General features: G+C 69.4%; 28 protein-coding genes. 18 read left to right on the top strand and 10 right to left on the bottom strand.

Translation table 11 applies throughout. The features are described 5' to 3' along the window. Positions 1-55: 55 nt before the first annotated feature. Positions 56-715: an RNA polymerase sigma factor ShbA gene (shbA, locus tag ACN8HC_RS16550; RefSeq protein WP_490075946.1), complete on the top strand. Its 660-nt coding sequence runs from the start codon at positions 56-58 to the stop codon at positions 713-715. A 151-nt stretch (positions 716-866) separates the two neighbouring features. Here shbA and ACN8HC_RS16545 read toward each other — a convergent pair whose 3' ends face one another. Beyond that, the gene (locus tag ACN8HC_RS16545; protein WP_490075945.1) at positions 867-1,124 is read right to left on the bottom strand and encodes a hypothetical protein; all 258 of its coding nucleotides are present in this window, start codon (positions 1,122-1,124) and stop codon (positions 867-869) included. A gap of 66 nt (positions 1,125-1,190) precedes the next feature. Continuing rightward, positions 1,191-1,502, bottom strand: a complete 312-nt coding sequence (locus ACN8HC_RS16540; protein ID WP_490075944.1) for a hypothetical protein — start codon at positions 1,500-1,502, stop codon at positions 1,191-1,193. Between the two features lie 82 nt (positions 1,503-1,584). Between ACN8HC_RS16540 and guaB the strand changes: the two genes are divergently transcribed. After that, positions 1,585-3,120, top strand: coding sequence for an IMP dehydrogenase (gene guaB / locus ACN8HC_RS16535; protein WP_490075943.1), 1,536 nt, complete (start codon positions 1,585-1,587; stop codon positions 3,118-3,120). A gap of 226 nt (positions 3,121-3,346) precedes the next feature. Then, positions 3,347-4,729 (top strand): MFS transporter, encoded by a 1,383-nt coding sequence (locus ACN8HC_RS16530; RefSeq protein WP_490075942.1) that lies wholly within the window; start codon positions 3,347-3,349, stop codon positions 4,727-4,729. A 218-nt stretch (positions 4,730-4,947) separates the two neighbouring features. Here the strand turns inward: ACN8HC_RS16530 and ACN8HC_RS16525 are convergent, their stop codons facing one another. Continuing rightward, positions 4,948-5,235 carry a DUF2087 domain-containing protein gene (locus ACN8HC_RS16525; RefSeq protein ID WP_490075941.1) on the bottom strand — a complete coding sequence of 96 codons (288 nt, stop codon included), beginning with the start codon at positions 5,233-5,235 and terminating at the stop codon, positions 4,948-4,950. Between the two features lie 321 nt (positions 5,236-5,556). On the opposite strand from ACN8HC_RS16525, the gene ACN8HC_RS16520 reads away from it, so the two are divergent. The 9 genes from ACN8HC_RS16520 to ACN8HC_RS16480 all read left to right on the top strand — a co-directional run bounded on the left by ACN8HC_RS16520 (position 5,557) and on the right by ACN8HC_RS16480 (position 14,939). Further along, a complete protein-coding gene (locus ACN8HC_RS16520) occupies positions 5,557-6,093 on the top strand; it encodes a GNAT family N-acetyltransferase (RefSeq protein WP_490075940.1) in 537 nt (178 codons plus the stop codon). Between the two features lie 137 nt (positions 6,094-6,230). Beyond that, positions 6,231-6,641: a phosphotransferase enzyme family protein gene (locus ACN8HC_RS16515; RefSeq protein ID WP_490075939.1), complete on the top strand. Its 411-nt coding sequence runs from the start codon at positions 6,231-6,233 to the stop codon at positions 6,639-6,641. A gap of 79 nt (positions 6,642-6,720) precedes the next feature. Beyond that, positions 6,721-7,842, top strand: a complete 1,122-nt coding sequence (locus ACN8HC_RS16510) for a GuaB3 family IMP dehydrogenase-related protein (RefSeq protein WP_490075938.1) — start codon at positions 6,721-6,723, stop codon at positions 7,840-7,842. A gap of 45 nt (positions 7,843-7,887) precedes the next feature. Beyond that, the gene (locus ACN8HC_RS16505) at positions 7,888-9,498 is read left to right on the top strand and encodes a succinic semialdehyde dehydrogenase (RefSeq protein ID WP_490075937.1); all 1,611 of its coding nucleotides are present in this window, start codon (positions 7,888-7,890) and stop codon (positions 9,496-9,498) included. Then, on the top strand, positions 9,495-11,216 hold the full coding sequence (locus ACN8HC_RS16500) for a GMC oxidoreductase (RefSeq protein WP_490075936.1): 1,722 nt from the start codon (positions 9,495-9,497) through the stop codon (positions 11,214-11,216). The genes ACN8HC_RS16505 and ACN8HC_RS16500 overlap by 4 nt, the downstream gene beginning before the upstream one ends. A 34-nt stretch (positions 11,217-11,250) precedes the next feature. Further along, entirely contained in the window at positions 11,251-12,042 is a 792-nt protein-coding gene (locus tag ACN8HC_RS16495; RefSeq protein ID WP_490075935.1) for an SURF1 family protein, read from the top strand. Further along, positions 12,035-12,415: a DUF3817 domain-containing protein gene (locus tag ACN8HC_RS16490; protein ID WP_490075934.1), complete on the top strand. Its 381-nt coding sequence runs from the start codon at positions 12,035-12,037 to the stop codon at positions 12,413-12,415. The genes ACN8HC_RS16495 and ACN8HC_RS16490 overlap by 8 nt, the downstream gene beginning before the upstream one ends. 10 nt (positions 12,416-12,425) lie before the next feature. Beyond that, complete coding sequence (gene guaA / locus ACN8HC_RS16485; protein WP_490075933.1) at positions 12,426-14,003, top strand: glutamine-hydrolyzing GMP synthase; 1,578 nt, start codon at positions 12,426-12,428, stop codon at positions 14,001-14,003. A gap of 78 nt (positions 14,004-14,081) precedes the next feature. Next, positions 14,082-14,939 (top strand): phosphatase PAP2 family protein, encoded by an 858-nt coding sequence (locus ACN8HC_RS16480; protein ID WP_490075932.1) that lies wholly within the window; start codon positions 14,082-14,084, stop codon positions 14,937-14,939. On the opposite strand, the gene ACN8HC_RS16475 is transcribed toward ACN8HC_RS16480, so the two are convergent. Next, on the bottom strand, positions 14,940-16,088 hold the full coding sequence (locus tag ACN8HC_RS16475; RefSeq protein WP_490075931.1) for a lysylphosphatidylglycerol synthase transmembrane domain-containing protein: 1,149 nt from the start codon (positions 16,086-16,088) through the stop codon (positions 14,940-14,942). It lies immediately after the preceding gene. A gap of 74 nt (positions 16,089-16,162) precedes the next feature. Continuing rightward, positions 16,163-16,966 carry a PIG-L deacetylase family protein gene (locus ACN8HC_RS16470; protein ID WP_490075930.1) on the bottom strand — a complete coding sequence of 268 codons (804 nt, stop codon included), beginning with the start codon at positions 16,964-16,966 and terminating at the stop codon, positions 16,163-16,165. A gap of 36 nt (positions 16,967-17,002) precedes the next feature. On the opposite strand from ACN8HC_RS16470, the gene ACN8HC_RS16465 reads away from it, so the two are divergent. Beyond that, on the top strand, positions 17,003-18,079 hold the full coding sequence (locus ACN8HC_RS16465; RefSeq protein ID WP_490075929.1) for a glycosyltransferase family 4 protein: 1,077 nt from the start codon (positions 17,003-17,005) through the stop codon (positions 18,077-18,079). A gap of 4 nt (positions 18,080-18,083) precedes the next feature. Here the strand turns inward: ACN8HC_RS16465 and ACN8HC_RS16460 are convergent, their stop codons facing one another. Continuing rightward, entirely contained in the window at positions 18,084-18,407 is a 324-nt protein-coding gene (locus ACN8HC_RS16460) for a hypothetical protein (protein ID WP_490075928.1), read from the bottom strand. Beyond that, positions 18,404-19,753, bottom strand: coding sequence for a PspC domain-containing protein (locus ACN8HC_RS16455; protein ID WP_490075927.1), 1,350 nt, complete (start codon positions 19,751-19,753; stop codon positions 18,404-18,406). The genes ACN8HC_RS16460 and ACN8HC_RS16455 overlap by 4 nt, the downstream gene beginning before the upstream one ends. 125 nt (positions 19,754-19,878) lie before the next feature. Here ACN8HC_RS16455 and ACN8HC_RS16450 point away from each other — a divergent pair, with 125 nt between their 5' ends. After that, complete coding sequence (locus ACN8HC_RS16450; RefSeq protein WP_490075926.1) at positions 19,879-21,111, top strand: ATP-binding protein; 1,233 nt, start codon at positions 19,879-19,881, stop codon at positions 21,109-21,111. After that, the gene (locus tag ACN8HC_RS16445) at positions 21,108-21,770 is read left to right on the top strand and encodes a response regulator (RefSeq protein ID WP_490075925.1); all 663 of its coding nucleotides are present in this window, start codon (positions 21,108-21,110) and stop codon (positions 21,768-21,770) included. The genes ACN8HC_RS16450 and ACN8HC_RS16445 overlap by 4 nt, the downstream gene beginning before the upstream one ends. A 36-nt stretch (positions 21,771-21,806) precedes the next feature. Here ACN8HC_RS16445 and ACN8HC_RS16440 read toward each other — a convergent pair whose 3' ends face one another. Beyond that, positions 21,807-22,454, bottom strand: coding sequence for a DedA family protein (locus ACN8HC_RS16440; RefSeq protein WP_490075924.1), 648 nt, complete (start codon positions 22,452-22,454; stop codon positions 21,807-21,809). A gap of 18 nt (positions 22,455-22,472) precedes the next feature. Continuing rightward, positions 22,473-23,822: a serine hydrolase domain-containing protein gene (locus ACN8HC_RS16435; protein ID WP_490075923.1), complete on the bottom strand. Its 1,350-nt coding sequence runs from the start codon at positions 23,820-23,822 to the stop codon at positions 22,473-22,475. A gap of 52 nt (positions 23,823-23,874) precedes the next feature. On the opposite strand from ACN8HC_RS16435, the gene ACN8HC_RS16430 reads away from it, so the two are divergent. Both ACN8HC_RS16430 and ACN8HC_RS16425 read left to right on the top strand, forming a co-directional pair. Beyond that, a complete protein-coding gene (locus tag ACN8HC_RS16430) occupies positions 23,875-24,657 on the top strand; it encodes an exodeoxyribonuclease III (RefSeq protein ID WP_490075922.1) in 783 nt (260 codons plus the stop codon). A gap of 30 nt (positions 24,658-24,687) precedes the next feature. Then, the gene (locus ACN8HC_RS16425) at positions 24,688-25,251 is read left to right on the top strand and encodes a dihydrofolate reductase family protein (RefSeq protein WP_490075921.1); all 564 of its coding nucleotides are present in this window, start codon (positions 24,688-24,690) and stop codon (positions 25,249-25,251) included. A 15-nt stretch (positions 25,252-25,266) separates the two neighbouring features. Here the strand turns inward: ACN8HC_RS16425 and ACN8HC_RS16420 are convergent, their stop codons facing one another. After that, positions 25,267-25,839 (bottom strand): GNAT family N-acetyltransferase, encoded by a 573-nt coding sequence (locus ACN8HC_RS16420; RefSeq protein ID WP_490075920.1) that lies wholly within the window; start codon positions 25,837-25,839, stop codon positions 25,267-25,269. A 167-nt stretch (positions 25,840-26,006) separates the two neighbouring features. Between ACN8HC_RS16420 and ACN8HC_RS16415 the strand changes: the two genes are divergently transcribed. Beyond that, the coding region (locus tag ACN8HC_RS16415; protein ID WP_490075919.1) for a hypothetical protein at positions 26,007-26,297 on the top strand (291 nt) is incomplete at its 3' end.

Genomic DNA, 26,297 nt, shown 5'->3' with positions numbered 1-26,297 from the left:
CGCGGTTACTTGTACGTACGACCCGCGACCGGACAGGACGAACGTGAGCTCGGGGATGTCGGGATCGAGTGCCGGCCAGGACGACCTGGTGGGCGCGCTCGACGCTGCCTCCGTAACGTTCTCGCCGTCCCGACCGATGTCATGGTCGGACACGCGCGATTCGCTGCGTGATCTGGCGACGGCTGCCCGGGACGGTGACGCTGTCGCCACCCATGAACTGATGGCAGCCGTGCACCAGCTGGCCGTGCGTTACGCACGGGGCAAGCTGGGCCGATTCTCGGTTGCCGCGGACGCCGCCGCCGATGCGGCGCAGGAGGTGTGCGTGGCCGTTCTGACGGCGCTGCCGCACTACTCCGATCGCGGCGCGCCCTTCGAGGCGTTCGTTTACCGTGTCGCCGCGCACAAGGTCGCGGACGTGCAGCGGGCGGTCATCCGTCGGCCGACGCCCACCGACGAGATCCCGGATGCGGTCGACGAGGCACTGGGTCCGGAGGATCGCGCGCTCGCCGACGACCAGTCCGGCCGGTTGTGGGCGCTGCTCGACCGGCTGTCGCCGCAACACCGCGAGATTCTCACCCTGCGGGTCGCCGTCGGCCTCTCGGCGGAGGAGACCGCGGACGCCCTCGGGATGTCGGCGGGCGCCGTGCGGGTTGCGCAGCACCGTGCGCTCGGCAGGTTGCGTGGCTTCCTCGATGAGCGGAAGCACGACCTGTGACCCCGAACATCGACGACATCCGGCGCGATGACGAGTTGCTCGACGCAATCGGCGGCCGGCGGGCGCCTCGGCATACCGATGCCGCAGGTGACGCATTGCGCACCTGGGTGCGGGAGATCGACGCTCCGGACCGGCCCCTGCCGGCGGGGCGCTATGCCCGCCGCAAGCACACGCGGGCCCGGGCCGGCGTGATCGCCGTTATCACGGTCGGCACGCTTTCCGTCTCCGGCGTCGCCGCGGCCATGAGCAGTCTGTCCGGCTTCGGACGGGTGGCCGAGCAGATGGGTTTCGTGCACCGCAGCTCGGACTTCGGCTCCGGTGCGGCGGGACCGGTGAGCACCAGCGCGGCCCCAGGGACCGCGTCGACGCGGCCCTGCCCGGCTTCGACCACCGCCGTGATGCCGAGCACGGGCGTCGGCTTCGTGTCGAGCTCCGATCCGGCCGCGTTGCCGCGCGTGTTGCCCGGGGCGATCCTTCACGTCCCGAGCACCCGGCCTGCTGGCCCGACGTCCTCCGCGCCGGGCACGACGACCCCGCCGGTGCGGTCCTCGTCCACGTCGCCGAGTCCGTCGTCCGGGTCGAGCACCACGTCCACGAGTTCCAGCGGGCCCGTCCCGAGCAGCACCTCGAGTTCGCCGTCCCGGAAGCCGCACCCGACCAAGCCGCCGAAACCGACCAAATCGCCGTCGCCGTCGGGGACGAGCACGACGAGCCCGCCGGCGTGGTCGCCGATCAGCACGCCGTCGAGCACCGGCTCCTCGACCAGTAGTTCGACGGAGAGCAGCACCAGCTCGTACGGCTCCAGTAGGTCGCATCCTGGCCACTGACCTTGTGTCGGCGCCCCCAGGTTCTCCTCTTACACTTTCTCAATGGCTTTCGAGGAATCGCCCGCGCCCGCCCATTCCTTCGACGTTCCCGCCAAGTTCGGCCAACTCGGTCTCACCTATGACGACGTGTTACTGCTGCCCGGGGAGACCGACGTCATACCCAGTGAGGTCGACACCACCAGCCGGCTGACCCGGGAGATCAGCCTGCGCGTCCCGCTCGTCTCCGCGGCGATGGACACCGTCACCGAGGCCCGTATGGCGATCGCCATGGCGCGCCAGGGCGGCATCGGCGTGCTGCACCGCAATCTGTCGATCGCCGACCAGGCCGAGCAGGTCGACCTGGTGAAGCGGACGCAGACCGGCATCATCTCCAACCCGGTCACCATCGGTCCGGACGCGACGCTCGAGGAGCTGGACGAGACGTGCGGCCGTTACCGCGTGTCCGGCCTGCCCGTCGTCGACGTGGACAACCACCTGATCGGCATCATCACCAACCGCGACCTGCGCTTCACCCCGGTGGCCGAGTGGGCGACCACCAAGGTGTCCGAGGTCATGACGTCGGCGCCGCTGGTCACTGGACCGGTCGGCATCAGCCGCGACGACGCGACCGCGCTGCTGCGGCAGCACAAGCGGGAGCGGCTCCCGCTGGTGGACGACGCGGGCAAGCTGGCCGGGTTGATCACGGTCAAGGACTTCGTGAAGTCCGAGCAGTTCCCCTACGCCTCCTACGACGCCGACGGCCGGCTGCTCGTGGCGGCGGCGATCGGTTACTTCGGCGACGCCTGGGAGCGCGCGACCACCCTGGTCGAGGCCGGCGTCGACATTCTGGTGCCCGACGTCGCCAACGGCCACGCCCGCCTCATGCTCGACATGATCCGCAAGCTGAAGTCGGACCCGGCGACCAAGCACGTGCAGGTCCTCGGCGGCAACGTGGCAACCCGGGAGGGTGCTGCGGCCCTCGTCGAGGCCGGTGTCGACGGTGTGAAGGTCGGGGTGGGACCGGGGTCGATCTGCACCACCCGGGTGGTCGCGGGGGTCGGGGTTCCTCAGGTGACCGCGATCTACGAGGCGTCACTCGCCTGCAAGCCGGCCGGGGTGCCGGTCGTCGGCGACGGCGGCCTGCAGTTCTCCGGCGACATCGCGAAAGCCCTTGTGGCCGGGGCTGATTCGGTGATGATCGGCTCTTTGCTCGCCGGGTGCGAGGAGTCGCCCGGTGACCTGATGTTGGTCTCCGGCAAGCAGTTCAAGACCTATCGCGGCATGGGTTCGCTGGGCGCCATGGCGTCCCGGGGCAAGAAGTCCTTCTCCAAGGACCGCTACTTCCAGGCCGATGTCGCGAGCGACGACGAGATCGTGCCCGAGGGCATCGAGGGCCGGGTGCCCTACCGCGGTCCGCTCGGCAATGTCATCCACCAACTGGTCGGCGGCCTGCACCAGTCGATGTTCTACGTCGGTGCCAGCACGATCCCGGAGCTGCAGGAGCGCGGCCGGTTCGTCCGGATCACCACCGCCGGCCTGAAGGAGTCCCACCCGCACGACGTGCAGGGCATCGTCGAGGCGCCCAACTACTCGCGCTGAGCTGGTCCGGCGGGTTGTCGGTCGGCGCGTCGTGCGCACAACTCGCGACCGTCGCGACTTATGTGCGGTCCGGACGCCCGGCCCCGCGCGCAACTCGCGACCGTCGCGACTTGTGTGCGGTCGGGACGCCCGATCCCGCGCATATCTCGCGACCGTCGCGACTTCTGTACGACGGAGAGCCGCAGCCGGTTGCCCTCAAGGGCGGTTGAGGTCCTAGCGTTCTCCTGTGAGCGACAACCGGTGGACACCGATCCGTCGTATGACGCTGGTCGGTGCCGTCCTGCTGGTGGTGCTGGTCGCCTTCGAACAGATCGCAGTGTCCACCGCAATGCCAACTGTTGCGCGGCAATTGGACGGCCTGGCCATCTATCCAGTGGTCTTCGCGGTCCCGCTCGCGGCGTCGGTGCTGGCGATGGTGGTTGCGGGCAGTTGGGCGGACTGGGCGGGTCCACGAGTCGTCATCGTCACCGGGGTCACGCTCTTCGTCGTCGGGCTGTTGATCGCCGGCTCGGCGACGTCGATGACGGTGCTGATCCTGGGACGCACCGTGCAGAGTCTCGGCGGCGGCCTGGACGCCGTCGCGCTCTACGTGCTGATCGCGATGGCCTTTCCGGAGCAGTTGCGGCCCAAGGTCTTCGTCGGTACGTCGGCCGCATGGGTTGCGCCGTCCCTCTTCGGTCCACCGCTGGCGGGCTATCTCGCGACGAGCGTGTCGTGGCGGTGGGTGTTCTGGCTGGCGGCCGTACTCGCCATACCGGCCCTTGCTCTGTTGCTGCCGGTGATGCGCCGTCTCCCGCCGGTTCGTGCCGACCGTGAGCCGGCGGCCGTGGTGCGGCCCCGGCTCGCGGCGGCACTCGCCGCTGCCGTGGGGTCGGCGACCCTGTCGGTTGCCGCCGACCGCCCTCCGGTGTTGGCTGCGGTGCTCGCAGCCGTCGGGGTGACGCTGCTCGGGATCTTCGTGCCGCGGCTGGTGCCATCGGGCACGCTCCGGGCACGGCGCGGTATGCCGGCGGTCGTCGCGACCCGGGCGCTGCTCGGTGCCGCGTTCTCCGGCACCGACATCTACCTGCCGCTGATGCTGACCCGTCAGCACGGCATGGGCGCGACCGAGGCGGGCCTCGTGCTCACCGTGGGCGCGCTGTCCTGGAGCTTCGGCGCCTGGATCGCCGGACGCCGCGTCAGGCACGAGGACCAGCGGCGCCTCGTGCGAATCGGCTTGGTGCTGCTCACAATCGGGATCGCCGGCGCGATCTCCGCCGCCTGGCCCGGCACCCCGTCCTGGCTGTTGTATGTCGCGTGGCTCGTCGGCGGTGGCGGCATCGGCCTGGCCTACTCACCGCTGACCGTGCTCCTGATGGGTATGTCGGCGCCCGACGAGCAGGGCCGCAACGCGTCGTCCCTGCAGACCGGCGAGATGCTGATGACCTCGGTGCTGCTCGCGGTGTCGGCGATCGTCTTCGGTGGCTTGACGCCGCATTCGCACGTCGCGGCGTTCGTCAGCGGAATCGTGCTCGCGTTGCTCACCGGCGCGCTCGGGATCGTTGTCTCGCGACGGCTCGCTCCGGTGTCCGCCGGATCGGCGGCGAAAACGTCGATCACCATCCCGTGAAGTTCGCAGACGGTAGCCGTCATACATGTGGCGACGCTTCTAAAGCCAGCTCCTGCGAACCCTGTCGTTGTCGCTAGCTGAACGACACGCGTCTGAGCCTGGCTCTAGTCGTGCTCGAGTTCGCGCAGATGCAGCGATCTTCCACGGGCATCAGTGTTCCAGGGCATCACTGTCTCGGCGGCGATCGACTATCGGGACTCGTCCGAGTCTTCCAAGTCTCAGTTGTCCTGCGGGCGTTGATAACTGAGTCCGTCCGCGGTTCGACGAAGGTGCCCTTCGTCGACGAGCGCACGTCGCAACGTTGCGACGTCGTCATACATCGCCCGCAGCTCATTGTTCACCTCGGTTTCTGACATGAGCACGCCTGCAGGGATCTGGGCGGCCACGGCCGCATAGAGCAGTTTCGCGACAGAGGGCTTGCGTGGGATCCGGGTCAACCGCCCGTCTTGGACGAAGTTGCCCAGCCTCGGCTCGCGGGTCACGATGCGTTCTGTCGGCGTGGTCATGTGACGAGTACAGCAAACCCAGCACGTGCAGGTGCGATTGTGGGGTGATGGACGGTATTGGCGCCGCGGACGAGAGCTATCGGACACTCCTCGCAGCCGTCGTGGGTGTGGACGAGACCGATGGGTGGCGACCCGGTCGAACAGGTCTCGGTTGAAGCCCACGGGACGCAATGTGCACCTTCAGACTGCCTGCTGCAACTGCGTTTTCGGGCTCCCGATCAGCGGCGTTAAGCGATCGTCCATCGAGATGATGGGTGGCATCGGCGTCCCGTGGGAAAGGAATCGGCGTGAAAGGGCATTGCGGTCTGTAACAGTGCAGGGATGACCGAGGGGACTTTCGTCGATAGCGGCAGTGTCCGGATCCGATTCTTCGAGCGTGTCGATGCCAGTCGTCTGGCCCAGAGCTTCGCATCACACGGGTGGCACAAACCGGTCGAGATGTTCGAGGGCTACCTCGACGAGCAGCGAATCGGTGTTCGAGCGTGCTACGTCGCTGAGGTCGGTGACGCCATAGCTGGTTACTGCACTCTGCTGTGGGAGTCGCATTATGAGCCCTTCAAAGCCGCCGGAATTCCGGAGATCGCGGACCTGAACGTGTTGCCGCCGTTTCGCCGTCACGGCGTCGGCGGCGCCCTGCTCGACACCGTTGAAGTCGCTGCGCATGAGCGCGGTCCAGTCGTCGGGCTCGGCGTTGGTCTCTACGCCGATTACGGAGCCGCACAGCGGTTATATGTGCGACGGGGTTATCTGCCCGACGGGCGCGGTGTCATGTATGAGTACCGCACCGTCGAGCCAGGTCAGTCCATCCCGATTGATGATGGCGCCACCCTGATGATGACCCGTGCCTTGAGGGACTGACCGCCGCTACTGACGATCGCCGCCGCATATGTGTACCGGTCAATGTGCCGAGTCGGGACGTCTCGATAGACCATCGCTCATTGAGACGATGAAGAGGGTCGCGATCGCACCGGGGGCTCTCGGCGAGGATGTCGCAGATGGGATGGCAGGCGCTCGAGCAATGGGGCGAGGACGTCGTCCGCGGCGAACCGCTCGCAGGCGGGGCCGGCGTCAACCAGGTGTGGAGCGTACGCATCAACGGGGAACGCGCGGTCGCGCGTCTCGGTGAGCGCAGCGATGCCGACCTCGCCTGGGAGACGGACCTGTTACGGCACCTGGACCGCCACGGGATGGCGGTGCCGGTGCCGATCCCGACTCCGGACGGTCGATGGTTTGTCGACGGTTTGGTGGTGATGAGCTACGTGGAGGGCGAGCCGCCGCGGAGTGCAGCGGACTGGTGTCGCGTCGCCGCCGCCCTGCGAGAATTGCATCAGCTCTCGAAGGGCTGGCCTGGACGACCACGCCTATGGCATCGCCATCCAAGCGAAGGCCGCATGGGAAGCCGCTGAGCCCCACCGACCCCGGTCTCGAGCTCAGGCCTCGGACTCCGCGCGGTGCCAGCGGCCACCCGGCCGGTAGCCTGCTGCCGTGACTGAGATCGAGATCGGCCGAGGCAAGCGAGGTCGCCGCGCATACTCCTTCGACGACATCGCGATCGTGCCGTCGCGGCGCACCCGCGATCCGCAGGACGTGTCCGTCGGCTGGCAGATCGACGCCTATCACTTCGAGCTGCCGGTCGTCGCCGCGCCGATGGACTCGGTGATGAGTCCCGCCTCGGCGATCGAGCTGGGCAAGCTCGGCGGCCTGCCGGTGCTCGACCTCGAGGGCCTCTGGACGCGCTACGAGAGTCCGGAGCCGCTGCTGCGCGAGATCGCCGAGCTCGACCCGGCCGACGCGATCTCCCGGATGCAGGAGATCTACCGCGAGCCGGTCCGGCCTGACCTCATCACCTTGCGCCTCGGCGAGATTCGCGAGGCAGGCGTGACCTGCGCCGGTGCTCTGTCACCACAGCGGACCCAGGAGCACTGGAAGACCGTCGTCGACGCCGGCGTCGACCTCTTCGTCATTCGGGGCACCACCGTGTCGGCCGAGCACGTCAGCGGGCGCGCCGAGCCGCTCAACCTCAAGCGCTTCATCTACGAGCTCGACGTGCCGGTGATCGTCGGCGGCGTCGCGACCTACACGGCGGCCCTGCACCTGATGCGGACCGGCGCCGCCGGGGTGCTCGTCGGATTCGGCGGGGGAGCGGCGCACACGACGCGCCGGGCGCTGGGCATCCACGTGCCGATGGCAACCGCCGTCGCCGACGTCGCGGCCGCGCGCCGCGACTACATGGACGAGACCGGCGGACGCTACGTGCACGTCATCGCCGACGGCGGCATGGGGCTGTCCGGCGACATCGTCAAGGCGTTCGCGTGCGGCGCCGACGCCGTCATGCTCGGTGCCTCGCTCGCCCGATCGAGCAACGCGCCCGGCGGCGGCTACCACTGGGGCAGCGAGGCGCACCACGAGCACCTGCCGCGCGGCGAGCGCGTCGAGGTCGGCACGGTCGGGACGCTCGAGCAGATCCTCACCGGTCCCGCGCAGACCGCCGACGGCACCACCAACCTGGTGGGTGCCCTGCGTCGGGCAATGGCCACGACGGGCTACTCCGAGCTGAAGGAATTCCAGCGCGTCGAAGCGGTCGTCGCTCCGTACCAGCGGTCCTGATCGCTCGACCGCATGCTGTGAGAGCGGTCACGTTACTCTTGAGTAATGACCGACCAGCTCGCCCAGGACATTGCCGCGCCGGCGGCGCCGAACCCGCCGAGTCCGGCGCCGTACACGATCGATCCGCTGCTCTCGGTCCGGCTCGCTCGGCGGGTGCGTTCGGCGGCGGATGCCGACGCGTTCGACTGCGTCACGCCGTTCACCGGTGGCGTCATCGCCCAGCTGCCCACGTCCACCGTCGCCGACGTCGAGCAGGCGTATGACGCAGCGCGCGACGCCCAAAAGCTTTGGGCGGCAAGGTCTGTGGCCGACCGGGCGAAGATCCTGCTGCGCTACCACGACCTGATCCTGAGCAACCGCGACGAGCTGCTCGACCTGATCCAGCTGGAGTCCGGCAAGGCGCGCCGGCACGCGTTCGAGGAGATCCTCGACGTGGCCGGTGTCTGCCGGCACTACGCGCGCAAGGCTCCCGCTTACCTGCGGCCGCGGCGCCACCTCGGCGCCATACCGGGCCTGACGCAGTCGACCGAATTGCACCAGCCGCGCGGTGTCATCGGGGTCGTCGGCCCGTGGAACTACCCGCTGTCGATGTCGATCACCGACGCCCTGCCCGCCCTGGTCGCCGGCAACGCCGTCGTGCTGCGACCCGACGAGAAGGCCTCGCTCACCGCTCTGCGCGCGGTCGAACTGCTCGACCAGGCCGGCCTGCCCGCCGGTGTCCTCCAAGTGGTCCTCGGTCCCGGCCCCACCATCGGCGAGGCGGTGCTCGATCGCGCCGACTACGTCATGTACACCGGCTCCACCGCCACCGGACGCAAGGTGGCCGAGCGTGCGGCGTCCCGACTCGTGGGTGCGTCACTCGAACTCGGCGGCAAGAACGCGATGTATGTCGCCGACGACGCCAACCTGAAGCACGCGGCCGAGGCCGCGATTCGGTCGTGCTTCTCCTCGGCCGGCCAGCTGTGCATCTCGATCGAGCGACTGATCCTGCACGAGCGGATCGCGGACGACTTCCTGCAGCTCTTCCTGGGCCGGGTCCGCACCATGACGCTGGGCGCCGACCTCGGCTGGGGCGTCGACATGGGTTCGCTCATCTCAGAGGCGCAACTGGACCGGGTCGTCCGACACGTCGAGGACGCCCGCGCCAAGGGTGCGACGGTGCTCGCCGGCGGGCATCCCCGGCCCGAGCTGGGACCTTACTTCTACGAGCCGACGGTGCTCGACGGCGTCACCAGCGCGATGGACTGCCGGATGGGGGAGACCTTCGGGCCGGTGGTGGCGGTCTACCGCGTCGCGGGCGACGAGGAGGCGGTCGCGCTGGCCAACGACACGCCATACGGACTCAACGGGTCGGTGTGGACCAGGGACATCCGCCGCGGCAAGCAAGTCGCGGCCCGGATCCGGTGCGGCACGGTCAACGTCAACGAGGGCTACATCGCCGCCTGGGGCAGCAACGGCTCGCCGATGGGCGGCATGGGGGACTCCGGGCTGGGCCGCCGGCACGGCGCCGAGGGGATCCGCAAATACACCGAGTTGCAGAACATCACCGTGCAGCGCGGCACGCCCTTCACGGTGCCGCCCGGCGTGCCCGAGAAGGTGTGGGCACGATCGATGGCGGCCGGCATGCGCGTGATGAAGGGTCTGCACCTGTCATGACCGGATCTCCTTCACCCAAAAGGGCTTTCGATCACGACGTGGTCGTCGTCGGTTCCGGCTTCGGTGGTGCAGTCTCCGCGCTGCGCCTCGCCGAGAAGGGGTATGACGTGCACGTCTACGAGGCGGGACGTCGCTTCGAGGACGACGACTTCGCCAAGACCTCGTGGAACCTGCGGAAATACGTCTGGGCACCGCGGCTGAAGTGCTTCGGCGTGCAGCGCTACCACCAGCTGCCCGGCGTGATGATCCTCGCCGGCGCAGGCGTCGGAGGCGGGTCGCTCAACTACGCCAACACGCTCTACAAGCCGCCGGCCGAGTTCTTCGCCGACCGGCAGTGGGGGCACATCACCGACTGGGACGCCGAACTGAGCCCGCACTACGAGGTGGCTCGCCGGATGCTCGGCGTCGTCGACCACAACCCGTGCGACGGACCGGTCGAGCGGCTGATGAAGGACACCGCGAACACGCTCGGCGTGGGCGGCACCTTCCGCAAGACGCCGGTCGGGGTCTTCTTCGGCGAGCCTGGCAAGCAGGCGGTCGACCCCTACTTCGGCGGCGAGGGACCGGACCGCACCGGCTGCACCGAATGCGGCAACTGCATGGTGGGTTGCCGGGTGGGCGCGAAGAACACGCTGATGAAGAACTACCTGGCGCTCGCCGAGCGCCGGGGCGTGACCATCGAGCCGCTGCGCACGGTGGTCGAGGTCGCGCCGGTCGCGGGCGGCTTCCGCGTGACCACCGAACGCACCGGCACCTGGGTTGCCAAGGACCGCCGCAGCGTGACCGCCGAGCAGGTCGTCCTCGCGGCCGGCACCTGGGGCACGCAGAACCTGCTGCACCGGATGAAGGTGACCGGCCGCTTGCCGCACCTGTCGGATCGACTGGGGGAGCTGACCCGCACCAACTCCGAGGAACTCGGCGGAGCGGCCGCCGTCACCGTCCCGGACGGCATCGACCTGACCCGCGGGGTCGCGATCACCACGTCGTTCCACATCGACGAGCGCACCCACATCGAGAACGTCCGCTACGGCAAGGGCTCCAACCTGATGGGGCTGATGTCGACCTTCCTGGTCAACGGCGACAAGGGGCCGCTCGGCCGGACGGCGGAACTGCTCGGCCAGCTGGTGCGCAGACCGCTCCGCGCTGCTCGCGTGCTCGGCCCGCGCTGGAGCGAGCGGACGATCATCGCGCTGGTGATGCAGAGCATCGACAACTCGATCACCGTGCGCCCCCGTCGCCGGTTCGGCCGGATCGGCCTCACCACCGAACCAGGGTATGGCGAACCCAATCCGCGCTGGATTCCCACCGGACACAAGGCGATCCGGGCAATCTCCGAGCAGCTGACCACGACCGGCAAGGTCGACGTCGTCGCCGGCGGCTGCTGGCCGGAGTTCTTCGGGATGCCGATGACCGCGCACTTCCTCGGCGGTGTGGCGATCTCCGACAGCGCTGACACCGGGGTCATCGACCCTTACCAGCGGGTCTGGAACTATCCCGGCCTGCACGTCGTCGACGGCTCGGCCGTCTCGGCGAACCTCGGCGTCAACCCGTCCCTCACGATCACCGCCCAAGCCGAGCGCGCCATCGCGATGTGGCCGGCGAAGGGTGCGCGCGACGAGCGCCCGGCACAGGGTGCGCCATACGAACGCATCGACGCGCCCGCAGCACACGTCCCCGGCGTCGAGCTCGGGATGCCGGGGGTGGCTGCGGCGCGCTGAGTCCGCGCCAAGGTAGGACACGTATCCTGCAGGCGTGTTTCGTTCTGCGTTCCGGCCCCGGATGCTGGGACTGCTGGCGCTGGCGGTCGTCTTCGCGATCGGCTGCGTGATCGCCGGGTTGTGGCAGTGGGGCGTCGCGCAGGACCGCGGCTCCAAGGCGATGAAGAACGACGGCAACCGCCCGGTCGTCGCCCTCACCACCGAGTTGAAGCCCCAGCAGACGTTCCCGTCCGACGGCTCCCTGCAGCCGGTGCGCTTCCACGGACACTACGACCCGAGTGGCCAGGTGCTGGTGAGCGGTCGATTGCTGCACGGAGTCAAGGGCTACTGGGTGGTCACGCCGGCCGTGGTCGACGGCACCGGCGCCCGGATCCCGGTCGTCCGCGGCTTCGTCGCGACACCGTCCGCGGCGATGAAACCCGCCGCGACCCCGCTCACGATCACCGGCGCGCTGGCCCCCGGCGAAGCGCCCTCGGCGGGCAACTCGCCCGCCGGGCAACTGACGACCGTCGACCTCGCCGCGTTGCTGACCACGTGGGGCGGCAACATCTACAACGGCTTCGTCTTCCTGACCCACGAGCAGCCGGCGATGCACACGCCGTCGGTGCAGGCGTTCCCGCCGCCCACACCCGGCAACACCGGCCTCAGCCTGGTCAACGCCGGATATGCGCTCCAGTGGTGGAGTTTCGCCGGATTCGCGATCTTCATCTACTTCCGGGAGCTGCGCCGCGAAGCACACCCCGAGCTACGTGCCGGTCCGGCCGATCCGGACAATCGAGAGGACCCCGCCATACCGACCGAGAAGACCGAAGGAAGCCATGTCTGAGACTCAGGCCCTCACCACCCCGGCGGGCGAACTGCGCGCCACCGACGACCTCACCAAGGTGGCGACCGCGCTGAAGTTCTTCCGGGTGATGGCCATCGTCGCCGGTGTCGCGCTGCTCATCCTGTGCGTCGAGCTGATCCTGCACTACGGCTTCCACAACGAGGCGTTGTCGTGGTGGTCGCCGATCCACGGGGTGCTCTTCATCATCTTCATGGCGTCGGTCTACAACCTCGGCACCAAGCTGCGCTGGACCGCGCTGCGGATGATCGGTTACATCTGCACGGCGTTCGTGCCGGTGCTGTCGTTCTGGCTGGAGCACAAGGTCAACCGGGGCGTCGGTGCACTGGTCGAGCAGGCGGAGTCCGGCCGATAGAATCGGGCAGGTGACAGCGCCGCTCACCGAGAAACCCGTCCTCGTCGTCGATTTCGGCGCACAATACGCCCAGCTGATCGCCCGCCGGGTCCGGGAGGCCCAGCTCTACAGCGAGGTCGTGCCGCACACGATGCCCGCGAGCGAAATGCTCGCGAAGAACCCCGCCGCGATCGTGCTCTCCGGCGGTCCCTCGTCGGTGTATGCCGAGGGCGCGCCGTCCCTGGACCCCACCCTGCTCGAGGCCGGGGTGCCGGTCTTCGGCATCTGCTACGGCTTCCAGGCGATGGTGCGCGCGCTCGGAGGCGCCGTGGAGCACACCGGGCTGCGCGAGTACGGCGCGACCCAGGCCCAGATCGAGGACACGGCCTCCACCTTGTTCAACGGCCAGCCGCCGGAGCAGTCCGTGTGGATGAGCCACGGCGACTCGGCGTCCGCCGCGCCCGAAGGCCTGCGCGTCACCGCGACGACGCCCGGCGCCGCCGTTGCGGCGATCGAGGACGACGAGCGCAAGCTGTATGGCGTGCAATGGCACCCCGAGGTCATGCACTCGACCTTCGGCCAGCGGGTGCTGGAGAACTTCCTGCTGCGCGGCGCCGGGCTCAAGGCCGACTGGACACCCAAGGCCATGGTCGGGGAGCTCGTCGAGAGCGTCCGCGACCAGATCGGCGACGCGCGCGCCATCTGCGCTCTCTCCGGGGGTGTCGACTCCTCGGTTGCCGGGGCGCTGGTGCAGCGCGCCATCGGCGACCAGCTGACCTGTGTCTTCGTCGATCACGGTCTGCTGCGTGCCGGTGAGGCCGAGCAGGTCAAGGAGGACTTCGTCGCCGCGACCGGGGTGGACCTCGTCGTCGTGGACGCCTCGAAGCAGTTCCTGGACGCCCTTGCCGGAGTGAGCGATCCGGAGGAGAAGCGCAAGATCATCGGGCGCGAGTTCATTCGCGTCTTCGAGCAGGCAGCCCGCGACATCGTCACCGATCGTGGCGATGAGGAGCACCCGGTGAAGTTCCTGGTGCAGGGCACGCTCTATCCCGACGTCGTCGAGTCCGGTGGCGGCACCGGCGCCGCCAACATCAAGTCCCACCACAACGTCGGCGGACTCCCCGACGACTTGCAGTTCCAGCTGGTCGAGCCGCTGCGGCTGCTCTTCAAGGACGAGGTCCGGCAGGTCGGCACCGAGCTCGGCGTGCCCGACGCGATCGTGCAGCGGCAGCCGTTCCCCGGGCCGGGCCTCGGCATCCGCATCGTCGGTGAGGTGACCGCCGAGCGCCTGCAGATCCTCCGCGCCGCCGACAAGATCGCGCGCGAGGAGCTGACCGCCGCAGGCTTGGACCGCGAGATCTGGCAGTGCCCGGTGGTCTTGCTCGCCGACGTGCGCTCGGTGGGTGTCCAGGGCGACGGGCGCACCTACGGTCACCCGATCGTCCTGCGGCCGGTCTCCTCCGAGGACGCCATGACCGCCGACTGGACGCGACTGCCGTATGACGTGCTGGCGCGCATCTCGGGCCGCATCACCAACGAGGTCGCCGAGGTCAACCGGGTCGTGCTCGACGTGACGAGCAAGCCGCCGGGCACCATCGAGTGGGAGTGAAGGGTACGTGAGCATCACCACAGCCGCCGCACAGGTCTTGCCGGGAAACCGCACGGGCGCGCCCGTGACGATCACCCGATGACCACACCGACGACTCTCGTGCATCCGGAGTTCGCGCGCGGTGCTGCCACCAGGCCGAGCGGGCCGCGCTGGCGGGTGTGGCTGCATGCCGCGGTGATGGCCGGCTGCGCGATCGTCGGACTCGCGGTCCTGGTGCGCCTCACCATCCACTCGGTCACCGGTTTCCGCTGGGACGACCGGATGATGGCGTCCCTCGGCGTCACCGCCGAGGGCTGGTCCCGGATCATGGACGTCCTGGGCCTGGTCACCGATGCGGGCGTCGCCGTCTGTCTGCTGGTGTGTGTCGTCGTGGCGCTGCTGCGCCGCCGCTGGGCGGTCGCCGTCGCCGCGGGTGTCCTCATCGCGGGTGCGAACGTCACCACTCAAATCCTGAAATACCAGGTGCTGCACTCGGTTTCACGCTTCAACTCGCTGCCGAGCGGGCACACCACCGTGGGTCTGTCACTGGCGCTGGCGGCGGTCGTCGTGGCGTCATACCGCTGGCGCCCCCTGGTCACCGCGGGGGCGGCCGCGCTCGCGACGTTCGTGGGAGCGGGCACCGTCGCGTCGCACTGGCACCGGCCGGGCGACGTGCTGGCGGCCGGCATGGTCTGTCTCGGCTGGTCGGCGGTGGCGCTGGCGATCGCCGGTGGGCTGCATCGCCGGCCGCGGGCGGGCCGCCGTCTGCCGTTGCTCGCACTCGCCTCGGTGCTCGGTGTCGTGCTCGCCGGCGTGGCGTTCGTCGTCATCGGTGTGCGGCCGAGTTTCGGCATCCACGATCTGCCGCTCGCGACCTTCACCCTGGCGCTGCTCGGCGCGATGTTCGCCGTCGTCGTCGGCTGGGTGTCGGCAGCGGTCGACCACTGGGTGGGGTAGCTACGCGCGGGAGGGCGCGCCGACCTTCGGCATCGCCCACCAGGCGAGCCAGCCGAGCGCGCCGAGGGGGATCTCCGCGATGTGAGTGAAGATCGCGAACACCACGACACCGGCGCTGGCGGCTGCCGGGTTCGCGCCCCAGAAGACGAGGATCACCACGGCGCTGGCCTCGGTGAAGCCGAGCCCGCCGGGCGTGAAGGGGATCGCTGTCATCAGCCGGCCGATCGCGTATGCCGCGAACAGGTCGGCCACCGGCAGGTCGACGTGCACGGCAGCCATCACCCGCCAGAAGAGCAGGAACCACAGTGCCAGCTGGCCGATCACCCCCACTGACATCGGGAACCAGCCGTGTTTGGTGACCGTGCTGATGCGTGCCCGTTGGTCGAGCAAGATGTGCTTGATGTGCGGGCGTCTCCCTTTGTTCTCGCCGCGACGCATCCGCGACAGGAGCGGTGCGAGGCGGGTGTCGAGCTGGTCGCCCAGCCAGGCGGTCCACTTCGGCCGGATGAGCGCGACTACGAAGCCGATCATCAACAGCAGACCGATGACGCCGCCCCACCAGGCGCCGCGGCGCATGATCGACGGCATGGCGTCGGTCGACTGGGACACCGCGGCGATGCCGATCAGCGGCATACCGACCCGAAAGAGGACGTTCCAGATGCCGCTCACGATCAGGCCGGTGGAGATGTTGCGCCGGGCGAACCCCCACGAGCGCAACATCATGTAGGTCGACGCCATCCCGACCGCGCCGCCGCCGGGAAGCACATTGCTCACCGCGGACCCGGCCACATTGATGATGGACGCCTTCAGGTGCGACAACCCGGGCAGCGCCGCCGACAACGTGAACGTGTAGACCCCGAGGCCGAGCAGCATGATCCCGATGCACTCGAGCGCCGCCTGCGGCCCCACGAGATTGAGGTGGTGCCCGATCCGAGCCCAGGACGTGTGCGTGAACCAGGGGAGCGCCGCGATCATGACGGCCGCCAGCGCCATACCGAGCACGGCGTGGATCATCAGCCGAGCGCTGAGCGTCGGCATCACCGGCGGGTCGCTGTCGTCGTCATCGCCGGACAGGTTGTTGGCCGCGACGATCTCGTCCAGCTCCACGGTGCGGTTGACGTCGCCGCTCTCGGCGGCAACACGATTCACCCCACGAAGTTTCTCCTCCGCTTCGCTCCCCCGAATACTTCGCGAGGACCCCGAAGCGGCACGCCTCGAGCTCCTCATGCCAACCCCGTAAAGATGTCGTTACTGACCGGGCCGGTGTGCGCAGGATCGCGAAACCATTCCGTACCGAACACCACATCATAAATTGGCCGCGGAATCTTCAGAAATAGCGCCAGCGTGCGGTCGGCGCCGTCATCGGCGGCCGCCTGCGACGCGTGGGCCGCCATGGCGGCCCGCTTCGCGCAGATCTGACTCCGGACGTTGACGCGGTGGGTGATCGCGGACCGCGGCGTGAACGCGCGCTCGTAGACCTCGAGGTCGAAATCGCTGGGCAGTCGGTGTAATCGGGACACCAGGCGTACGCCGCGGGTCAGCAGCTCGCGCGGCACGGTCGCCTCCACGACGCGGCGCGTCCCCGCCAGGCGGGCGGCCTCCGCGCCGACCCGGTGCACCATCAGGTGATCGCGGTGCCCGTAACCGCCGGCGGCGTCGTAGGACATCAGCACATCGGCGTTCTCCTCGGTAAGGATGTCGGCGAGCAGCCGGCCGGCCGCGGTCGCGCGCACGAAGCGGCGGCTGCCGGGCGGGTCCGGCGGGACATCACCGACCATGCCGGAGTCGGCGTAGCCGAGGTGTATGACGCGGACCACTCCCATGGCTGCGGCGCTGCGCTGCAACTCCTCGAGCCGACGCGTGCCGAGGCCGTCGCGCAGCTCGCCGGAGGTCAGACCGAGCGCGCCGTCGGTGGCGACCACCAGCACGACGCGGTGCCCGGCAGCCGCCGCCTTGGCCAGGGTGCCGGCCGTCAGCAGCGCTTCGTCGTCGGGGTGCGCGTGGAACGCGACCAGGGTCTGGGGCATCGGTCCCATCTTCTCCCATGGCACCCTTGGAAATTGATGAAGGTCGCGCTGCTGTCGGATTGCTATCCGCCCAGACTCGGGGGCATCGAGACCCAGGTGCAGGGGCTCGCCGGTGCCCTGGTCGCGGCGGGCCACGAGGTGGAGGTCTTCACCATCACCCCGGGCGCGTCGGACGATGCGTGGCCGGTGCACCGGCTGGGGCTGCCCCGTGAGCTCCCGGGCGGTCTGTTGTTCAACCCCGCCGCTGCCGGGTTGCTTCGGAAAGCGTTGCGCGCTGGCAGTTTTCACGTGGTGCACACTCATCTGGGAGTGGTCGGTCCGTTCGCCATGGCGGCCGTGCGCGTCGCACTCGGCGTCGGTGTGCCGGTCGCCGCGACCTGGCACAGTGTGACGGGTCGCTCGGAGGCGCTGGTGCGGGCACTCGGCTATCCCGCACGGTGGGCGCGCCGAGGTGTCGCGCTGTCCGCGGTGTCTCGCGTGGCGGCGGCACCGCTGGAGCGGGCGGCAGGTGTGCCGGTCGCGGTTGTCCCGAACGGCATCGACACCTCCTTCTGGTGCGTCGGCGAGCGTTCGGCCGATCAGGACCGGCTGCACCTCGTGAGCGCCATGCGGTTCGCCGGGCGCAAGCGGCCGGCGCAGCTCATCGAAATGGTCGGCGAAGCCAGACGCCGGTCCGGACGGGACATCCGGCTCACTGTCGCGGGAGACGGGCCGCTCTGGGAGCGGCTGAATCGCGCCCGACCGCAATGGTGTGCGCTGCCGGGACGACTGACCCACCTCGCGCTCCGCGGTCTCTACCGCTCCGCGGACGTGTATGCCGCCCCGACCGTGCTGGAGGCGTTCGGGATCGCAGCGGCGGAAGCCCGGTGCTGCGGACTGCCGATCGTGACCCGGGCGCAGAGCGCGGTGGCGGACCTGGTCGAGCACGAGCGGACCGGCTTGCTCGCCACGGACGACAATGACTTCGTGACCGCGCTGGGCCGCATCGCGTCGGATTCGGCGCTGCACGAGCGGCTTTCGGCATACAGCCGGCAGGTGCAGCCCGACCTCGGCTGGCCGGACGTGGTGGGCGCAGTGCTCGCCGAATACCGGCGCGCACAGTCCGGTGACTGATCTCTCATGACCCCGACAGCATGCGGTCGAACTCGCGCTCGCGGCGTGTCCGCTGGGTGACGAGGCTGACGACCGAGGCGAGCAGGAGCAGCGCACCCGCCACCACCGCGACCGTGATGCCGACGACGGCCCAGTCAGGGGCGTCGACCAGTCGCCAGACGAACACCACGACCACCAGGGCCAGCACGAACAATCCGCGCAGGACGGTCGGCACGTGGGGTCCGCGGGGTGTCTCGGGCAGTGCGGTCGCCACCGGAGCGCCGCTCACCGGCAACTGCCCGCTGGAGCCGGCCGGACGTGGTGGTTCTGGTCGTTCGCTGGTTGTCATGACGTCTCCCTGATGGTGATGTTGCCGATGCCGACGCGGGCGTCGAGGTCGACGACCTTGCTGCCGCTGCCGACGGTGAACGTGTGTCGCGTGTCGATGCCGCCATGGCCGCTGATCCGCGCGCCGGTGTCCCCGGGTCGGACGAGCTCGATCTCGCCGATGTGCGCGTAGCCCGTCACCCGGACGGTGACGTCGTCGGGCACGGTGATGGTCAGCTGCCCGACGTTGACCCGTGCCTGCAACTGCGCGTGCTGAGGCAGCTCGGCGGCGTGCAGGCTGCTCAGGTCGAGCCGGCCCTCGCCGATGCGCATCGCGAAGTTGTGCTGGGCGGTCGTCGTCGGGGTCCAGGATTCGTCGCCGATGGTGCCGGTCCACGGCATACCCTTCGGTGCCGCGGCCGACGTGAGCACCGCCAGCAGCGCGACGATCGTCGCCACGCCTCCGAGCACCCCGCCGCGGCGGCCCGCCAGTCCCCCGATGACCAGCGCGACCGCCGCGACGGCGGCTCCGGCGGCCAGGCCCAACTGCAGGGCACTGTCGCCGTGGGAAGTGCTGACCAGCACCAACGCCGTGAATGCGCCGGCCAGCACCGAGATTCCGAGAATAAGGAAGCTGACTGCGGCACCCAGCCGGCGCCGCTTCACCCGAGCCGTCACCGGCGGCAGCCACGGGGCAGGACCGCCGGCTGCCGGCGTGCCGCTGAGCGCGGGTTCCGGCTTGCGCAGGTCGATGCCGCCCTCCCGGGCAGCCGCCCCAGCCGCAGCCGCCCGATTGCCGGGACTCTGTGGCGCGGGCTCGTGCGGTGGGTTGCCGGAAGCCTGACTGCGCACCGTGTCGCCGAGCCGGTCGGTCCACGCGTGGGTCGACTCACCCGGACGGCGGGCGCCGGGTCCGTGACCGTTCCAGGCCAGGAACGCCCATGCCACGATCGCCAGCCCGATCGCCTGACCACCGACGCCCCATCCGTTGCCGAGCGACCAGAAGGCGCCGAATCCGCCGAACGACACCACAGCCGCGATCACGCACAGCGCAATCGACGCGGGATCCCCGTGCCGCACGGCCTTCTCGGCGGCGATCTCGCCCTGCTCGTCCGGCAGCAGTGCCCAGCCGAGGAAGTACAGCGGGACACCGAGGCCGAAGAGGCAGGTCGCCAGGATGAACGCCGCGCGCACGATGAGCGGGTCGACGCCCCAGCGTCTCGCCAGTCCCGCCGCCACGCCGCCGAACCACTTCTCCTCGCTGGCGCGCGGCACGCCGATCCGGCGGGCGGCGGCGAAGAGCCGGTCGAACGCGTCATACCGCCTCGTCGGCTGGGGCGGCGGTCCCGGATAGGTCTGGTGCGTCATACCGACAACGATGGCGTCGTATGGCGCCCCCTGCCATGCGGGTCGACCCTGAGGATGCCCTGAGCGACCCCCGAAACGAGCGCTCTTCGTGCGGCGCGGGCGCTCGGGTGAGTCAGACTGGCAGCATGAGTGAAACGGTCGGCGTCCAGCGTCCGCCGCTGACCCGACCCACGGAGGGACGGGTGGTCGCCGGCGTGTGCGCCGGAGTCAGCCGGCACCTCGGCGTGCCGCTCGCCAGTCTGCGGCTGATGACCGCGATCTCGATCGTCTTCGTCTTCGGCCTGCCCGTCTACGCGTTCCTCTGGCTCACCATGCCGCAGTCGGACGGTCCGCCGTTGGTCAAGCCGTTCGACCGGGAGGGTAGCGGCATCTCGCGGGGTCGCTTGTTCCTCGTCGGCATACCGGTGCTGATCCTCGGTGGGCTGGCGGTGAGCGGTGCGATCCGGTCGGTCGCGCGCCTGTCGCTGACCCTCCCGCTGCTGGTGATCGGCATCGGTCTGGTGCTGGTCTGGTCGCGGTTGGGCACCGCGGAGCGGCGCCAGTGGATCAGCGCCGGTGACCGGCGGGAGACGCGGATCCGCACCGTGATCGGTGTCGTGATCGCGTTGATGGGGCTGATCCTGTTGCTGTCCCAGGGCGGCGGCCTCACCCGCCTGCGGGACGTGACCGTCGGCGTCCTCGTCGTGCTGCTCGGCGCCGGCATCCTCGGGGCGCCGTTCATCGCGCGATTCTTCGACGCGTTGCGCACCGAGCAGACCGAGCGGATCCGCGCGACCGAAAAGGCAGACATCGCAGCGCATCTGCACGACTCGGTGCTGCAGACGCTCGCGCTCATCCAACGCCGCGCCGACGACCCGCAGGCGGTGCAACTGCTGGCCCGCGCCCAGGAGCGCGAGCTCCGTGGGTGGCTGTATGCCGGGCCGGCGCCGTCCGACGCCACGCTCGCGGCGGCGGCCAAGGAGGCGGCGAGTGACATCGAGACGCTGCACGGCATACCGGTCGACGTCGTGGTGACGGGTGACCGGCCGCTCGGCGAGGCCGGTGTTGCGCTCGTCCGGGCGTTGCGGGAGGCACTCGCCAACGCCGTGCGGCACGGAGCGCCACCGGTCTCGGTCTACCTGGAGGTCGGGCCGGCCGAGGCGGAGGCGTTCGTGCGTGACCACGGTCCGGGCTTCGAGCCGGCCGAGGTGCCCGAGGACCGGCTCGGCGTGCGCGAGTCGATCTTCGGCCGGATGGAGCGGCACGGCGGCGAGGCGCACGTGCGCCGGCTGGACGACGGCACCGAGGTGCGGCTGCGCATGCCGCTGACCGAGCCCACGATTTCCGACGAACAACTCGAGAACGGGGACCCCGCATGACGGCACGTGTGGTGTTGGTGGACGATCACCGGATGTTCCGGTCCGGCGTGAAGGCCGAACTGGACGACTCGGTGACCGTCGTCGGCGAGGCGCCCGACGTCGACGCCGCGATCCAGGTGGTGCGCCACCAGCGGCCGGACGTCGTGTTGCTCGACGTGCACCTGCCCGGTGGCAATGGCAACGGAGGATCCGACGTGGTGGCGGGGTGCGCCGGGCTGCAGACCGATGCCGGACAGCCGGTCCGCTTCCTGGCGCTGTCCGTGTCGGACGCGGCCGAGGACGTCATCGCGGTCATCCGTGCAGGCGCACGCGGCTACGTCACCAAGACGATCAGCCCGAGCGACCTGATCTCGGCGATCCACCGGGTCCGCGACGGCGACGCGGTCTTCAGCCCGCGGCTGGCCGGCTTCGTCCTCGATGCCTTCGGAGCGACCGCGGGGGAGATCGCCGAGGTCGACGAGGAGCTCGACCGGCTGTCCGCGCGGGAGCGCGAGGTGATGCGGTTGATCGCCCGCGGCTACCAATACAAGGAGGTCGCCAAGGAACTCTTCATCTCGGTGAAAACCGTCGAGACGCACGTGTCTTCGGTATTGCGCAAGCTGCAGCTGTCGTCCCGGCACGAGTTGACGTCCTGGGCGATGCAGCGTCGCCTGCTGTAGCGCCGTCAGGCGCCCGGCCGCTTGATCGGCCTTGCGCTACTCGCCTGGCTCCAGGGCCTTGTCCCGCTCTGCCGCGTACGCCGCGACGTTGCGCTCGAGCTTGCGCCGCAGGAGGGTCGACGCGACCAGTCCGAGCACGACGGCGAGCCCGAGGGCAACATACGAGAAGTTCTTCAGGTAGTTCTCGGCGGTGGTGCCCAGGTAGTAGACGAGGTATGTCGTGCCGCCCGCCCAGCAGATCGCGCCGCTCGCGTTGGCGATGAGGAAGCGTGGGTAGTGCATCTTGAGCGAGCCGGACAGCGGCCCGGCGAAGATGCGCAGCAGTGCGATGAATCGCCCGACGAAGACGGCGGCCATGCCCCAGCGTTTGAAGACGTGCTCGGCATACTCCACGAGATCGTGGTTGAAGTGGTGCGGGAAGCGGCGTTCGAGGTAGCCGAAGAGACGGTCGCCATACCGGCGCCCGATGGTGTAGCCGATCGAGTCACCGATCACCGCCCCGAGGACGGCGGCGATCGCGATGCCGTGCGGGCTGATCGCCAGCTCGTGCCGTGAGGAGAGGATCGCGGCGGCGACGAGGACCGTCTCACCGGGGATCGGGATCCCGAGGCTCTCGATGCCGACCGCGAACCCGGCGAGCAGATAGACCGCGAGCGGGGGGATCGTCGTCAGCCAGTGGTCCATGAGTTCCCCTAACGTCGGTCAGCGCCAGCCGGTTCCGGGGCCGCCCGGGATGTCGCTCGCAGGATCGTACGGGGTGCGGCTGAAGCGGAAGCTGCCCAGGTCGAGGTATACCGGAGCGCCATCGTCTCCCCGGTGCACCGTGAGTCGCTCGCCGGCGAAGTATTCGTCGAGCCCGATCCAGCCGCCCGCCTCGTCGGCGGCGAAGCGCGAACCGCGACCACCACCCACCGGGGCGAGGCGCAGACCGGCTCCTTCACGGGTCAGCAGGTGCGGGCGCGGGCCCCAGAACCACGTGCCGACGACCTCAGCCTCCGTGGCGGTTGGCTCGGCGGTCCACTCGGGCACGACGCGCGGGGTGCGCTCGCGGAACTCGCGGACCAGCGAGAGCGGGTCCAGCTCGAGTCCGGCTGTGCTGTTGACCAGGAGCACGACGCCGTCCGCGGTGTCCGGGTCGATGCGCAGCGCCGACTGGTGCCCGGGCATCGAGCCGCCGTGACCGATGAAGCGTTGCCCGCCGACGTTGGTGATGTCCAGCCCGAAGCCGTAGGCCCTGCTGTATGCCGAACCCGGCTCGTCGTTGACCAGGGCGGGCAGTTGCATCTCACGACGTAGCTCGTCGGACAGGACCGCCTCGTCGCCGCGCGCGAGGAAGGTCCCGAATGCCGCGAGGTCGAACACGGTCGACCACAGCTGTCCGGCCGGCGCCATCGCCAAGGTGTCGGTGGCCGGTTCGTCGTGCAGCAGGTCGGCATACGGGTGCACGGCCAGTCCAGGTGCCGCCGCTTCAGTCGGGGCGTAGGTGGTGTCGCGCAGCCCGAGCGGCAGGAGCACCTCCTGCTGGAGACACTCCCACCAGCTGCGGCCGCGCAGTCGCCCGACGAGCTCGCCGGCGATCGCGAATCCCACGTTGCTGTAGTGGAATCGGCGGCCTGGGCGGTGCAGCAGCCGGATGCTCGACTGCAGTTCCTGCCAGGTGCGGCCGGCGCTGCGCTCCCACCAGGCGCCCTCTGTCTCGGCGGGCAGACCGGCGCCGTGGGTGAGCAGTTCGCTGACGCGCACGCCGGGGAGTCGTTCGGCGAGCTCCGGCAGGTGCTGCGCGATCGGATCGGTCAGCCCGACCAGGCCGTCGTCGACCAAGCGCAGGGTGAGCACCGCCGTGAACGTCTTGGTGATCGAGCCGATCCGGTATTGCGTGGAGGTAGTGGCGGTTTCCCCGTCCGGTCGACCGTTCGTGCGACCCACCGCGCCGGACCACACAACATCGCCGTCGGCGATCAGGACGGCTGCGGCGGACGGCGCTCGGCTGGTGCGCTGCGCCGCGGCCAACCGGGCGTCGAGGAGGTGCGCGGTGTGTGGGTCGAGAGCCATGACGTTGATCCTGACAGATCGCGTCTGTGCCTTCGATGAGAGAGTCTGTGCCGTGCGTGTTGTCTCAGCGAACGTCAACGGGATCCGAGCGGCCGTCCGGCGTGGCGGCTTGGCCTGGCTGGCCGCCCAGGACGCGGACGTGCTGACCCTGCAGGAGGTCCGGGCGACCGGCGATCAACTGCGCGCCTCCCTCGCGGGTACCGCCTTCGAGTCGTGGCACGTTGCTCATGCGCCGGCGGCAGCTGCGGGTCGCGCCGGTGTTGCCGTGCTGAGCAAACACCCCGTCAGCGAAACCGTTGGCGGACTGCGGGGTTTCGAAGATCAGGGCCGCTGGGTCGAGGCGACGGTCGAGGTCGCCGGCGCGCCGGTCACCGTCGTGTCGGCATACGTGCACACCGGTGAGGCGGGCACCCCGAAGCAGGACGAGAAGTTCGCCTTTTTGGAGGCGATGGGTGAGCGTATGGCGCACCTGTTCGAGCGTCACGCGGTCATCACGGGCGACTTCAACATCTGCCACAGCACGCGAGACCTCAAGAACTGGAAGGGAAATCGCGGCAAGGCAGGCTTTCTTGCCGAGGAGCAGAAGCACCTCACCAGCTGGTTCGAGTCCGGGTGGGTGGATGTGGTGCGGGTGCTGGCCGGCGACGTGGACGGTCCCTACAGCTGGTGGTCCTGGCGGGGGAAGGCATTCGACAACGACAGCGGCTGGCGGATCGACTACGTGCTGGATTCGCCGTCCCTTGCCGCCCGGGTCGACCGGTACACGATCGGCCGCGCGGCGGCATACGGCGAACGATGGAGTGACCACGCGGCCGTCATCGTGGATCATCGGTGACTGTCCGCCGTCCCGGCTACCGTTCGGTCGATGACCGAGTTCTCCTATTTCACGGCATGCACGATCGACGGCTACATCGCTGACGCGGACAACTCGCTGCAATGGCTGTTCGACGTGCCCGCGGCCGAATCCGATTCGACGATTGCCGACTTCATCGAAGGCGTCGGCGTCCTCGTCATGGGAGCGACGACTTACGCCTGGGTGCTCGATCACGAGAAGGTGCTGGATCACCCGGACAAGTGGCACGACTGGTATGGCGGTCGGCCGGCGTGGGTGTTCACCCACCGCGAGCTGCCTGCCATCCCGGGAGCGGACATCCGGTTCGTCGCGGGCGATGTTCGTGACCAGCTCGAGGCGTTGACCAAGGCGGCAGGGGAACGAAAGGTATGGCTGGTCGGGGGTGGTGAGCTGGTCGGCGCGTTCGACGATGCGGGTGCCCTCGACGAGATCTGTCTCGGAATGGTGCCCGTCACTCTCGGCGAGGGCGCACCGGTGCTCCCTCGGCGGATCACCTCGGACCGGTTGTCCCTCGTCGACGTGCGGCGGGTCGGCCAGCGAGTCGACCTGCAATATCGAGTGCGTCGTCAGGAGTGAGGCAGCCGCGCCGGCTCAGGCCTCGGGCAGGTCGATCCAGTAGCGGCGGACCATGCCGTGGTTGGCCGTCTCGCGCACGTCCTCGAGGACGCCACCGTTGCTCTCGATGGTTCGCGCCGAGGCGAGGTTGCCGTCCTGACAGGTGACGAGAACACGTTGCAGGCCAAGCGATTTCGCCTGTTCCAAGGCCAGGGCAAGCGCCGTGGTTGCGACGCCCCTGCGGCGCGCGCTCGGGCGCACGCCATACCCGATGTGGCCACCGATCGCGAGGAGCAAGTCGTTCAGGTGATGACGGAGTGAGATCGACCCGAGGATTCGGTCGGGCTCCCGATCGTCGACGATCCAGGAGAGCGTGTCCTGTACGCGGTCCGGCGGCAATTCGGTGCTTTCGTCGGCGTACGAGACACGCGTGGCCACCCAGTCCGCGAAACGGTCGGGGTCTTTCAGTTCGTCGTCGGTGATGGAGTCGGTCGCGAACCCGTCCCGGTGGCCGTCGCCGAATTCGAACGCGCAGTCCAGGAATGCCTCGTGCAGCGCAACAGTCGGCTCGATCAGTCGGATCGGTGCGGAAGTGACGTCGGCGGCCATGTGCGGATCGTCGCACGACGGCGCCGGCATCGCTACTCGGATCCCAGTCGCTGCGCTGATCATTCGTCCTCCCCTGTGCACGAACCGCGCCAGGTGAGGGGGATGTGGACGGCACCTTATGCCGAAAAACGTTGTGCATCAGGCGGGTTCATGAGATACTCGAACACATGAACGGCAAACCGTGGGACGACGAACAGGACGCTACGGGCGTGTTGGACGTGTCCGCGGTGCGCGCGTTCCACGACCGGCTGGACACACCCATCACCGTCGACGACTCACCGGCACCGGACCTGGACGACCCGGCCGGCACCCACGGGCTGCTGGCCGAGCTGCGGGCGCTGGAGGAGTTGCGTCACGCGATCAGCGCCCGGCAAGCCCGGCTGGCGGTGACGGTGCACGCCCGGCAACAGGCTGCCGACCAGGCGCGCGGGATCGCCCGCACCGCCACCCGGCGGATC

The organism is Flexivirga sp. YIM B11880, from assembly GCF_058148645.1.
Note: the sequence above shows the minus strand (reverse complement) of the source record. Positions and strands in the feature narration are given on the sequence as shown.

Excerpts from the sequence above, each read along its gene's own strand:
- shbA (WP_490075946.1), top strand. The coding sequence starts at position 56 with ATGTCGGGATCGAGTGCCGGCCAGGACGACCTGGTGGGCGCGCTCGAC.
- guaB (WP_490075943.1), top strand. The coding sequence starts at position 1,585 with ATGGCTTTCGAGGAATCGCCCGCGCCCGCCCATTCCTTCGACGTTCCC.
- ACN8HC_RS16525 (WP_490075941.1), bottom strand. The coding sequence starts at position 5,235 with ATGACCACGCCGACAGAACGCATCGTGACCCGCGAGCCGAGGCTGGGC.
- ACN8HC_RS16520 (WP_490075940.1), top strand. The coding sequence starts at position 5,557 with ATGACCGAGGGGACTTTCGTCGATAGCGGCAGTGTCCGGATCCGATTC.
- ACN8HC_RS16515 (WP_490075939.1), top strand. The coding sequence starts at position 6,231 with ATGGGATGGCAGGCGCTCGAGCAATGGGGCGAGGACGTCGTCCGCGGC.
- ACN8HC_RS16505 (WP_490075937.1), top strand. The coding sequence starts at position 7,888 with ATGACCGACCAGCTCGCCCAGGACATTGCCGCGCCGGCGGCGCCGAAC.
- ACN8HC_RS16500 (WP_490075936.1), top strand. The coding sequence starts at position 9,495 with ATGACCGGATCTCCTTCACCCAAAAGGGCTTTCGATCACGACGTGGTC.
- ACN8HC_RS16490 (WP_490075934.1), top strand. The coding sequence starts at position 12,035 with ATGTCTGAGACTCAGGCCCTCACCACCCCGGCGGGCGAACTGCGCGCC.
- ACN8HC_RS16480 (WP_490075932.1), top strand. The coding sequence starts at position 14,082 with ATGACCACACCGACGACTCTCGTGCATCCGGAGTTCGCGCGCGGTGCT.
- ACN8HC_RS16470 (WP_490075930.1), bottom strand. The coding sequence starts at position 16,966 with ATGCCCCAGACCCTGGTCGCGTTCCACGCGCACCCCGACGACGAAGCG.
- ACN8HC_RS16465 (WP_490075929.1), top strand. The coding sequence starts at position 17,003 with ATGAAGGTCGCGCTGCTGTCGGATTGCTATCCGCCCAGACTCGGGGGC.
- ACN8HC_RS16460 (WP_490075928.1), bottom strand. The coding sequence starts at position 18,407 with ATGACAACCAGCGAACGACCAGAACCACCACGTCCGGCCGGCTCCAGC.
- ACN8HC_RS16455 (WP_490075927.1), bottom strand. The coding sequence starts at position 19,753 with ATGACGCACCAGACCTATCCGGGACCGCCGCCCCAGCCGACGAGGCGG.
- ACN8HC_RS16450 (WP_490075926.1), top strand. The coding sequence starts at position 19,879 with ATGAGTGAAACGGTCGGCGTCCAGCGTCCGCCGCTGACCCGACCCACG.
- ACN8HC_RS16445 (WP_490075925.1), top strand. The coding sequence starts at position 21,108 with ATGACGGCACGTGTGGTGTTGGTGGACGATCACCGGATGTTCCGGTCC.
- ACN8HC_RS16440 (WP_490075924.1), bottom strand. The coding sequence starts at position 22,454 with ATGGACCACTGGCTGACGACGATCCCCCCGCTCGCGGTCTATCTGCTC.
- ACN8HC_RS16435 (WP_490075923.1), bottom strand. The coding sequence starts at position 23,822 with ATGGCTCTCGACCCACACACCGCGCACCTCCTCGACGCCCGGTTGGCC.
- ACN8HC_RS16425 (WP_490075921.1), top strand. The coding sequence starts at position 24,688 with ATGACCGAGTTCTCCTATTTCACGGCATGCACGATCGACGGCTACATC.
- ACN8HC_RS16420 (WP_490075920.1), bottom strand. The coding sequence starts at position 25,839 with ATGGCCGCCGACGTCACTTCCGCACCGATCCGACTGATCGAGCCGACT.